Raw genomic sequence first — 10,418 nt, forward strand, 5'->3', positions numbered from 1 at the left:
TTCAGTATAGTTGAGCTTATTATTGACTAGAGTCATGCTCTGCCGGGATCCCTTCTTCGTCGAGTATTTTATCTGCTTGGATCCCACTAGGGCTGAGCTGGGTCGGCTGGCCCCCAAATGCGAATTGAGCCATCGGCGCCACCACTGAGAAGGGTCTGCCCATATCGCTGCGCGACGCTTCCGCGACCGGGGCCAAACAGCAAGACGCTCACCATCCAAGTCTGGCCGCCCAGGGTGCGCAACTGTTCTCCGCTGCGCAGATCCCAGAGCTTGATCTGGTGAGCGCGGTAATCGGTGCCGCTGGCGAGCAAGCGGCCATCAGGGCTGAGGGCAAGGGCGGCCAAGCCGGACAAAGTCTGGGGCAAGGTGCGCTCCAAGGATCCCGTGCCCAAGTTCCAGACCAGGATGCCACCGGTACTGCCAGCGAGCAAATAGCGGCCATCTGGGCTCAGAAGCACCTGCTCGATGGGGTAGTCGGCCTTTAGGGTTTCCAGCAAGGCCCCGCTGCCAGGATCCCAAAGGTGAACGGTGGGATCTCCATTGGCGGCCACCAAGATCCAAGGGGGGATCCCTTCAGATTGGTGGGAAGTATTCATACGGGTAGGTCTTGGGCCAAAGGCCACTGCTGTAATGCCAGCCCTCTGAGGGGTCTCCTGGGCGGCAGCAGTGGGAGGCGCCAGGGTGCGGATCAACTGGCCGTTGTCGGCCTGCCAAAGGCGGATGGTGCGGTCGGCGCTGCCACTGGCAATCCAACGACCATCGGGGCTAATGGCGACACTGTTGATCAACCCGGTGTGCCCTTGCAACTGCAGCCGCGCCAGCACATCCCCAGGCGAGAGAGCCGGATCCCCCAGGGTCGCCAGATCCCAGACCCGTACCGTCTTGTCTGCCCCCCCACTCACCAAAAAGGTACCATCTGGGCTGATGGCCAGTGCCTCAACGGATCCCTCGTGGCCTGCCCAGCTCTGGAGCAGTTGGCCAGCCTGGGGATCCCAAAGCCGGATCACGCCGTCGTCTCCCCCGGCAGCAAGGAGATTTCCATCCGGGCTGATGGCCAGAGCAGTGACGGCGACAGGGCCTTCCAGCGTAGCCTTGAGCTGCAAAGACTTGGCCCAGTCTGCCGGGTCGTTATCGCTACGCGACGCTTCCGCGACCGTGACGGCGGTGGGGACGGAGGCATGAGAACCGTTCTCGCGAGTAGGACGGAGTCCCAGGCCGTTGCGCTTTGCCGGGCCAGAGGATCCCGTTCTCGTGAGGGGGACAGAATCCTTGGGCTCCCCCCGCAGGCCAAGGTTCGCCCTCATCTGCCATACCCCTGCCACCGTCAACGCCAGCAAAGCCGCCAAGCTGCCTCCTGCCCAAACCGGTGGGATCCGGGGACGCGCCCGCAGCGATACCGGAGAACGCGGTGGGGTGGTTGGCTCCTGTAAGGGCTCGGCGGCGACAGGGCTGGGCTGGGACAGGAGTTCGGCGGCAGGGGGGCTCTCGGCGGGGGGCAAAGCCTGCAAAGCGGCCAGAGCTGCTGTTGCTGAAGGAAAGCACTGTTGTGGGTTGCAGCTCACCAAACGATCCAGAAAAGCAGCAAAAGGAGCGCTAGTAGAGGCCAGATCGTGCCAGCGCAACTCCCCCGTCAACGGGTCGCGAAACAGCTTCTGGGGCGGGATCCCGCAGAGGGCCTGCAGGGCAATCAGCCCAAGAGCATAGAGGTCGCTGCAATGCCTGGGGCCATAGGGGTTCCCGAAGCCAGAGCCGGAAAAAGCCAGACCCTGTTCCTCACCCCCCCACTTCAACAACACCCATCGGCCATCCGCCTGACGGTAGATCAAGCGAGAGGGCTGCAGGTTGCAGCAGCTCACCCCTTCCCCATTCAGGAAGGCCAAGGTTTGCAGCACATCCTGCAACAAGGCTCGTACCTCAGCCTCTGTCCAGTCGTGCCCCCAATGGCAGTGCATTTGGCGGGACGGAGTCGTTAGCTGGCCCCTCTCGGTTGCGTTACCTAGCAATAGAGCTTGTTCCAGGGTGGGCCCTTCAACCCATTCTTCCACCCAATAAAACTCCCCCTCTTGCTCAAAGTAGGCCAACAGGCGGGGGATACCCTCGTGGGATCCCAGGTGCTCCCGCAGCGCCACTTCTTGCTGAAAGAGATGCCGTAGCGAGGCGGAGTCCTCACTGTGTTCGCGGTGCGGAGCATTTTGGCCGGCCTGCCAGCGTTTGAGCACCACCCGAAGCCGCTCAGGATGATGGCTATCCTGTGCCAAGTAGGTTTGTCCGCTGGATCCCAGTGCTTCCAAGATCTGATAGCGGCCACCCAGGGTCTGCCCTACCATGGGGAGAGTGCGAACCTTTTCCTTCCGACCCATCATGCCATAGCGACGTGAGACTCAGGCTAACCGTTCACCCTTGCGTTCACGGTGCGGAGCGCCTGGGTGGGATAGAGTCCTCGCCGCATCAGTCCTCCACCGCCATGGCTGAGGTGAGCAGAGCAAAAAGCGAAAGGGGATCCCGACAGCCGCTTTCGGTCAACTTTCTCCCTGGAGCAGGCTGAGTTGCTCAGCGACCTGGGGGATGTTGTTGCAAAACCTGCTTCAAATATCGCCCTGTATGGGATCCGGGGTGCTCAGCCACCTGTTCTGGAGTGCCAACGGCGATGATCTGGCCGCCGCGGTCGCCGCCCTCTGGCCCCAAGTCAATAATCCAATCAGCACAGCGGAGAATGTCCAGGTTATGCTCGATCACCAGCACGGTGTTGCCCGTATCCACCAGCCGTTGCAGGACGTTCAAGAGCTTGTGGACATCGTAAAAAGACAAGCCGGTGGAGGGCTCATCCAACAGATAGAGGGTTTTGCCGGTGGAGCGGCGGGCCAGTTCTGCGGCCAACTTGACCCGTTGCGCTTCCCCACCGGAGAGGGTCGGGGCTGGCTGGCCCAGCTTGATGTAATCGAGGCCCACATCGGCCAGAGTCTGCAGGATCTTGGCGGCAGGAGGCAGGGCAGCGAAAAACTCCAGCGCCTCCCCCACCGTCATGTCCAGGACTTCGGCGATGTTCTTGCCCTTGTACCTGACCTGCAGGGTTTCGCGGCTGTAACGGCTGCCCCCGCAGACTTCGCAGGTGACGTACACATCGGGCAGGAAGTTCATTTCAATCACGTTCACCCCCTGCCCTTTGCAGGCTTCACAGCGCCCCCCCTTGACATTGAAGGAAAAGTGGCCGGATGGGTAGCCTCTGGCCTTGGCATCCAAGGTTTGGGCAAAGGTTTGGCGGATGGGATCAAACAAACCCGTGTAGGTGGCAGGGTTGGAGCGGGGGGTACGGCCAATGGGAGATTGGTCGATGACGATCACCTTGTCGATGTGTTCGATGCCCTCAAGTGCTCCCATCTCCGCGGGTTGGGGCACCTTGTGTCCAAGATGGTGCTGCAGGGCAGGGTAGAGCAATTCGTTGACCAAGGTGGATTTGCCGGAGCCGGAGACGCCTGTAACACAGACCAACTTGCCCAGAGGGATCTCCACATCGATGTGCTTGAGGTTGTTTTTGTGGGCATTGGTGAGCTTGAGGGCAACCGCTTTCCCAGCCCGCCGCTGCGCAGGGGTAGGGATCCGCAGCCGCCCCGAAAGATAAGCTCCGGTGATGGAGCGCTCGCAGGCCATGATGTCCGCCAGGGATCCCTGGGCCACCACTTCCCCCCCGTGGATGCCGGCCCCAGGGCCGATATCGACGATGTGGTCGGCGGCACGGATGGTTTCTTCGTCGTGTTCCACCACGATCAGGGTGTTGCCCAGATCTCGCAGGCGAAACAGGGTTTGCAACAGGCGCTCGTTGTCCCGCTGGTGGAGGCCAATCGAGGGTTCGTCCAACACGTAGAGCACCCCCGTCAAGCCGGAGCCCATCTGGCTGGCCAGCCGGATCCGCTGCGCTTCGCCCCCGGAGAGGGTCATGGCCGGACGGGCCAGCGTTAGGTAGTCCAGGCCCACATCCACCAGAAACTGCAGCCGGGTTTTGATCTCCCGCAGCACCAGCTCGCCGATCTGCACTTGTCGCGGGGTAAGTTTCAACTGCTCCAGGCGGTGCAGGCAGTCGCGGATGGAGATCTCGGTGAGATCGCTAATGCGGTAGCCGCCGATGCGCACGGCCAGAGCTTCCGGCTTGAGACGGGATCCCCCACAGGCGGAACAGGGACGGTAGGTGAGGTAGGCTTCCAGCTTTTGCCGATAGATTTCGGAAGTGGTTTCCTGGTAGTGCCGCTGCAATTGGGGAATCACCCCCTCATAGCGGCGATAGTACCCCCGGCCTCGGTATTGAGATTCCGCCTCGACGATATAGATCTCTTGGTCTGCACCGTAGAGGATGATCTGCTGTTGCTGGGGGGTGAGATCACACCAGCGGCTGCTGAGGTCAAAGCCAAAAGCCTTGGCGGCTCCCGCCAACAAAGCCAGATAGTAGGGGTTCTCCCGCTCTGCCCAAGGGGCGATGGCCGCGTACAAGGGGAGCTTGGGATCGGGCACGATCCGCTCGGGGTCGAAGATGGGCTCAAAACCCAGCCCGTGACAGACAGGACAGGCCCCAATCGGCGAGTTGAAGGAAAATAGCCGCGGCGACAGCTCGCCCATCACCGAACCGTGCTCCGGGCAGGCAAATTGCTCAGAAAAAATCAGCTCCGTTGGCTTGCCGTTCAGGTATTGCCCCGCCGACTCGGCCACCTTTTGCAGCAGATGTTCTCGCTCCTCTTCCCGCGGCAGCAGCTCCACCACCGCAATTCCTCCCGACTGGCGCAGGCAAGTTGCCAGAGAATCGGCCAGTCGCTCCGCTATGTCGGGGCTCTTGACCAGCCGATCCACCACCACCTCGATAGTGTGGGTCTTGTTTTTGTCCAAGGTGATCTCTTCGCTGAGATCCCATACCTGGCCGTCGACACGCACCCGCACAAACCCTTGCTGGCGCAAGCTTTGCAACAGGTTGGCATGGGTGCCCTTTTTCCCCTTCACCACCGGCGAGAGCAACTGAAACCGCGTCCGATCCGGCAGGGCCAGGATCTGATCCACAATTTGATCCACCGTCTGGGGGGCGATCACCCGGTTGCAATGGGGGCAGTGCGGGATCCCAGCTCGCCCATACAGAAGCCGCAGGTAGTCGTAGATTTCGGTAACGGTGCCAACCGTCGAGCGGGGGTTGTGGCTGGTGGACTTTTGATCGATGGAGATGGCCGGACTCAGCCCTTCGATGCGATCCACATCCGGCTTGTCCAGTTGCCCCAAAAACTGCCGCGCATAGGCACTGAGGGATTCCACATAGCGCCGCTGTCCCTCGGCAAAGATGGTGTCGAAAGCCAAGGAGGACTTGCCCGATCCGGAGACGCCGGTGAACACCACCAGGCGATCCCGCGGGATCCGCAGCTCGACATTCTTGAGGTTGTGCTGCCGCGCCCCCACCACGTGAATTTCGTTTTGGCTGGACATCTCACCACCTTTTCGCGCAGCGTGTCACAGGTATCCCGTCGAGACCGGCGAGTAACAAAATCTTAACGATTCTTAGTTAACGATTCTAATGCTCTTCGCTTTGTCCAAAAGGGGATCCCAGGGAGGGCAAACCGGTAGCAAAAAAGACTTGGCTATGCTGGAAAGGATTGAATCCCAAGGGCCATGACCTGGACACTGCCATCCGTTCAAAAGGTGTTTGTTTACCTGTTGGTGGGGATCGCCTTCACGGCCCTTTGTCTGGGGGATCAGGCTCTGTCGCCACCGGTCATTGCCGTTTGCTTGGCCGCAGGGGCCTGCAGTTGGTTTTGGGAGCCGCCAAGGATTGCTTTTGCCCGCTATGCCCCCCTGTGGATGCCCCTGACGGTGGCGGTGTTGCTTAGCCTGCTGGCTTTGGTCATCTCCGGGATCCTTCCCTTTTCCGATGGGGCCATTGGCTTGGTGCTTTACCTAACGGGGGCCAAGCTGTTTCAGCGGGAACGGGCAGCCGATCACATCCAGTTGGCGGTGCTGTCTCTGCTGCTGATGGCCATTGCCACCCTGTTCAACGAAGACATCAGCTTTGGGCTGCTGTTTTTGCTGTACGTGGGGGTAGGGCTAATCAACCTCACCCTTTACCACCTGCGCCTGCAAGCAGAGCAGCACCCGCAGGCAGCCAGCCAAACCCGTGGCATCAACCTCAACTTTTTGGGCTTTCTCGGATCCCTGGCTTTGCTGGCGGTGATCCTGTCCGTGGCTTTGTTTTTCTTGTTCCCGCGGGTCAGTTTAGGAATTCTGGGTCGCCAGGCCCGCTCGCCGGTGATGACCACTGGCTTTGCCGAGGAAGTCAGCCTGGGAGCATTCGGCACCCTCAAAACCGATAACACCGTTGTCATGCGGGTGGAATTTCCGGCAGGGGTGCCGCCCCGTGTGGAGTCCCTCTACTGGCGCGGGATCAGCTTCGATCGCTACGATGGACGGGCCTGGTCGCGAACGCTAGACCGCTTCATCCCCATTTTCCCCAACGCAGCAGGGGTATTTGATCTCTCTGCCTCCAGCTTGATCCCCACTGCTCCCGACCTGCTGCTTCTCCCCTTGGAGCAGCTTATCTATCTGGAGCCGCTGGTCACCAACACCGTTTTTGGGGTGGCCCCGCTGGTGGAGATGGAATGGCTGGAGCGGGGCGGAGCAGCGACGGTGCAACAAGCCTGGCAACGGCAAAATCGCCGCCTCATCCTGAGCGAGACCGGAGATGTTGGCCATTCTCTGCCTCGGCAGGTGCCCCATCTTTACCGCGCCCGGAGCCGGATCTCAAGGGAGTTAAGCCCGCGCTTGCGCCGGCTAGGCCACGCGGAGCTGTTCAGTGCTCTCGACCCAGTCCAACAGGCAGCCTATCTGCAGTTGCCAGCAGACCTGGATCCGCGCATTCCCGCCTTGGCTGAAGACGTTACCGCTGGGATCCCCGATGTCTTTGGCAAGGTGACGGCTTTGCAGAACTACCTGCTGGAGAACTACGCCTATACCACCGATCTGCCGGATCCCGGCCCTGAACCGCCTTTGGAAGCCTTTCTGTTCACCCATCGGCGGGGCCACTGCGAATATTTCGCCACAGCCCTGACGATACTGGCCCGCAGCATTGGCATCCCGGCCCGGATGGTGAATGGCTTTTTGGGCGGGCGCTGGGTGGCGCAGGAAAATTATCTGGCAGTACGCAATGCCGACGCCCATTCCTGGACGGAGATCCCCTTTGGCCCCTACGGCTGGGTCATCTTTGACGCTACGCCGGCAGAGGCCAATGTTAGTCAGCGGCAGAGCTGGTGGGATCCCCTTCAAGATTTCTACGACAGCTTGCGCTTCCGCTGGTTTAAGTACGTCATCCAGTACGACCTATCCACCCAGCGGCAGATCTGGCGGCAGATCCAGGAGCTGGCCAGCGCTGTAGCCGCCTCTCCGGATCGAGAGGATGTCGGTGCTGGCTTCCGTCGCAGCCTGGTTGCCTTGGGGCAAACGTTGCAGCAGAATGGCCTGCCGGTGTTGGGGGTGGTTTTGATCACCGGATCCATGGCCTATTGGGGTCGCCGCCGCCGCTATCGGGCTTTGCGCTGGCAGGATGGGGGGTGGATTCTGTTGGCCACTGCCGGCAATGGGGTTTTGCTGGGATCCCTGTGGCAGCCTCCGCCCCCCTGGCCCACCTGGATGGTAGGGATCCTGCTGCCAGGGCTGACCTTTGCTCTGGTGCGCTGGAGTCCGGCGGCTCTACCCAAGTCGCAGCAGCGCCGCCAGCTTATCTCAAGGCTTTATCTGCAACTGCGGGATCTGGCGACGGCGGTGGGGATCCCAGCCCACCTAGGCCCTGAGGCCTGCCTGGAACACTTGCGCCACTCCGACTTACCACAAGCCCAGGTGGCCATCCAGTTCTTGGAGCGCTACCTGGAGGTGCGCTTCGGTGGGATCCCGTTGGAGGTGGGGGAACTGCAGCGCTGGCAGCAGCAACTCAGACAGCTTAGGCAAGCATGGCAGCCACTGGCCAAAAACCCCGCCATCACCTCCAGAAGAGCCACTTGACCAGAGGGACGGCTGCGCCTTAGAACAGGTACCCCAAAAGCCCTGCAAGAAGCCTTGACAGTTATGAGACAGTTAAGAGATAGTTAACGTTAGTTATAGACCCCGTAAGCTGCACTGTCAGACGGGGAAGTCGCTCAGTGGCGCACTCGCTTCAGGCACGTTTCGCGCTGCTGCATTGCCATGCCCTTGCAAACTCATCTGAAGCTGTGTTATGTTTTTTAACGTTCAGCTTCGAACGAGCAAGGGCGTGTTAGCTATGCGTAGCTATTCTTTGAGGGCGGCTTTGGCTGCAACTTTGTGTCTGCTGTCCTCGTCAGTTTTTTCCTCTAGTGTGGCTCAAGCGGCGCCTAAGCCAACCGGCAACGGTGCAATCTTCTTTCACCCAGATGGAACCTCAGCTTCCCACTGGGACATCACACGCATTCTCTACTACGGCCCCGATGGCTTTCTGAACTGGGATCGTCTTCCCGTGATTACCACCTATCGCGGGCACCTTCTTGACCAGCTTGGAGGAACTTCCAACGCCGGAGCGGTGATCCATGCCACGGGAACCCGTGCCCACGCCAAGAGCTTTGGGTTGGATCCGGACGGCAAAGAGTACCCCTCTGCCAACGGTACCCTGAACACGATCATGGAAGATGCCGTGGCGGCAGGCTTGGGTACGGCTCTGGTGCAAACGGGATCCATCATTGAGCCGGGGACGGCTGCCTTCGTTGCCAAAGCTGCCAAGCGCAGCGACTATGAGGAGATTGCCCTGCAGGTGGTGGAGTCAGGGGTAGACATCATCCTCGGCGCTGGCGAGGAATGGCTGCTGCCGGAAGGTGTCCAGGGCCGCTTTGGCCAAGGGAAGCGCAAGGATGGCCGCAACCTAATTGAGGAGGCCAAGAAAAAGGGGTACGCCGTTGTCTACACCCGCGACGAGCTGCTCAAGCTGCCGGCTGATGTTTCCAAAGTTTTGGGGGTGTTCAACGTCGAGGACACCTTCTACGACAAGCCAGAGGAAGAGCTGCGCGCCCAAAACCTGCCCAACTACATTGCCAGCGCCCCCACCATTGCCGAGATGACCGAATTTGCCCTGGCGCGGATCTCCCGCAATCCCAAGGGCTTCTTCGCCGTCATCGAAGAAGAGGGCACCGACAACATGTGCAATAACCTCAATGCCTCTGGCTGCCTGGAGGCCATGAAGCGGGCCGACGATGCCATCGGGGTGATTCTCAACTTTATCGAGAAGAATCCCAAGACCTTCATGATCACCACCAGCGACAGCAATGCCGGTGGCATGCAGTTGGTGGATGTCGAGTCCGCCGAGGAGCCGCTGCCCCCTACTGACCCCGAAGGCAGTGGTGCCCCCATTGACGGGGTTGACGGCACCGGTAGCAAGCCGTTCATTTCCGCTCCCGACAAAAATGGCAAGCGCTTTCCCTTTGCCGTGGCTTGGGCTACCGGAGATGACGTCGGCAGTGGAGTCATCGCTCGCGCTGCGGGCTTGAACGCCCAAGAGTTGGTGCCGACCACCGGGATCCTGAACACGGACATTTATCGGATTCTCTACTTCGTGCTCTTCGGGGAGCGCATCCCCAGCGAGCTGAAGCCCTAGTGTCTGCTGTGGTCACCTGCCTTGGGCGGGTGTTTGCCCCACAAGCTCTGTCCGTCACGGGGGATCCATCCAGTGGATCCCCTTTTTTTATGAGAACCACATAACGGCGAAGGGGCTAGCTCAGCAAAGCAGATAGACGTAGTTCATTTTGCGTTAGAACTGTACTACAGTGGGCTATCATGGAGCCGAGACTGTCCTTTGGGTTTGAGTTTGTTCCACCAACGCGAACTGCGATCTTCAACCATGCCCACTCCCGCTGACTCCTCTCCATCCCCCCTTCTCCAAAGCGACGAGGTTCTCAAGCCTGAGGACTCTGTTCCGCTGAGGGGGACGGTATTGGCGGCCCGTGAGCCTTTTTTGGGGCTGTTGCGGGATCTGGCGCGGGCCTACCAAGCTTTTGAAAATTACGCCGGGGCTCACATTCGGCAAATGGGGCTGACGGCCCCCCAATTCGATGTGTTGGTTACCCTTGGCAATACCCCTGGGATGACCATGAATGTCTTGGCCCAAAAAACGCTGGTGACCAAAGGGACACTGACCGGCATTGTGGATCGCCTGGAACAAAAAGGGCTGGTGCGCCGGGAAGTGCCCCCGGAAAACCGACGCTGCTTTAAGGTCGTGCTGACAGAAGCGGGGGAAAAACTGTTTGAGGAAATTTTCCCGGCCCACGTCGCCTACTTGAAAGAGCGCTTCCAAAAGCTGGATCCCTCGGAGATGGCGCAGATCCAGGCTTGCCTTAAAAAACTGCAGGCTATTTTCTAGCGCTTTCAGCTAGAAATCGCAGGAGCCCCGCACTGTACCCGTA

The 10,418-nt window shown here is 60.1% G+C and carries 5 protein-coding genes; 3 read left to right on the forward strand and 2 right to left on the reverse strand.

Translation table 11 applies throughout. The annotated features are described in order from the left end of the window. Window positions 1-86: 86 nt before the first annotated feature. Together NW843_RS03425 and uvrA are read right to left on the reverse strand one after the other, a co-directional pair. Window positions 87-2,327: a hypothetical protein gene (locus NW843_RS03425; RefSeq protein ID WP_414522116.1), complete on the reverse strand. Its 2,241-nt coding sequence runs from the start codon at window positions 2,325-2,327 to the stop codon at window positions 87-89. Between the two features lie 223 nt (window positions 2,328-2,550). Continuing rightward, entirely contained in the window at window positions 2,551-5,454 is a 2,904-nt protein-coding gene (gene uvrA, locus NW843_RS03430) for an excinuclease ABC subunit UvrA (RefSeq protein ID WP_414522117.1), read from the reverse strand. A gap of 183 nt (window positions 5,455-5,637) precedes the next feature. Between uvrA and NW843_RS03435 the strand changes: the two genes are divergently transcribed. From NW843_RS03435 to NW843_RS03445, 3 genes are all read left to right on the forward strand, one after another. Beyond that, a complete protein-coding gene (locus tag NW843_RS03435; RefSeq protein ID WP_414522118.1) occupies window positions 5,638-8,016 on the forward strand; it encodes a transglutaminaseTgpA domain-containing protein in 2,379 nt (792 codons plus the stop codon). Between the two features lie 256 nt (window positions 8,017-8,272). Beyond that, window positions 8,273-9,613 carry an alkaline phosphatase gene (locus tag NW843_RS03440; RefSeq protein WP_414330273.1) on the forward strand — a complete coding sequence of 447 codons (1,341 nt, stop codon included), beginning with the start codon at window positions 8,273-8,275 and terminating at the stop codon, window positions 9,611-9,613. A gap of 243 nt (window positions 9,614-9,856) precedes the next feature. After that, on the forward strand, window positions 9,857-10,375 hold the full coding sequence (locus NW843_RS03445) for a MarR family winged helix-turn-helix transcriptional regulator (protein WP_414522119.1): 519 nt from the start codon (window positions 9,857-9,859) through the stop codon (window positions 10,373-10,375). Window positions 10,376-10,418: the final 43 nt, after the last annotated feature.

Source organism: Synechococcus sp. R5-12, from assembly GCF_047502655.1.
In the GTDB taxonomy this organism is placed as follows: Bacteria; Cyanobacteriota; Cyanobacteriia; order Thermostichales; family Thermostichaceae; genus Thermostichus.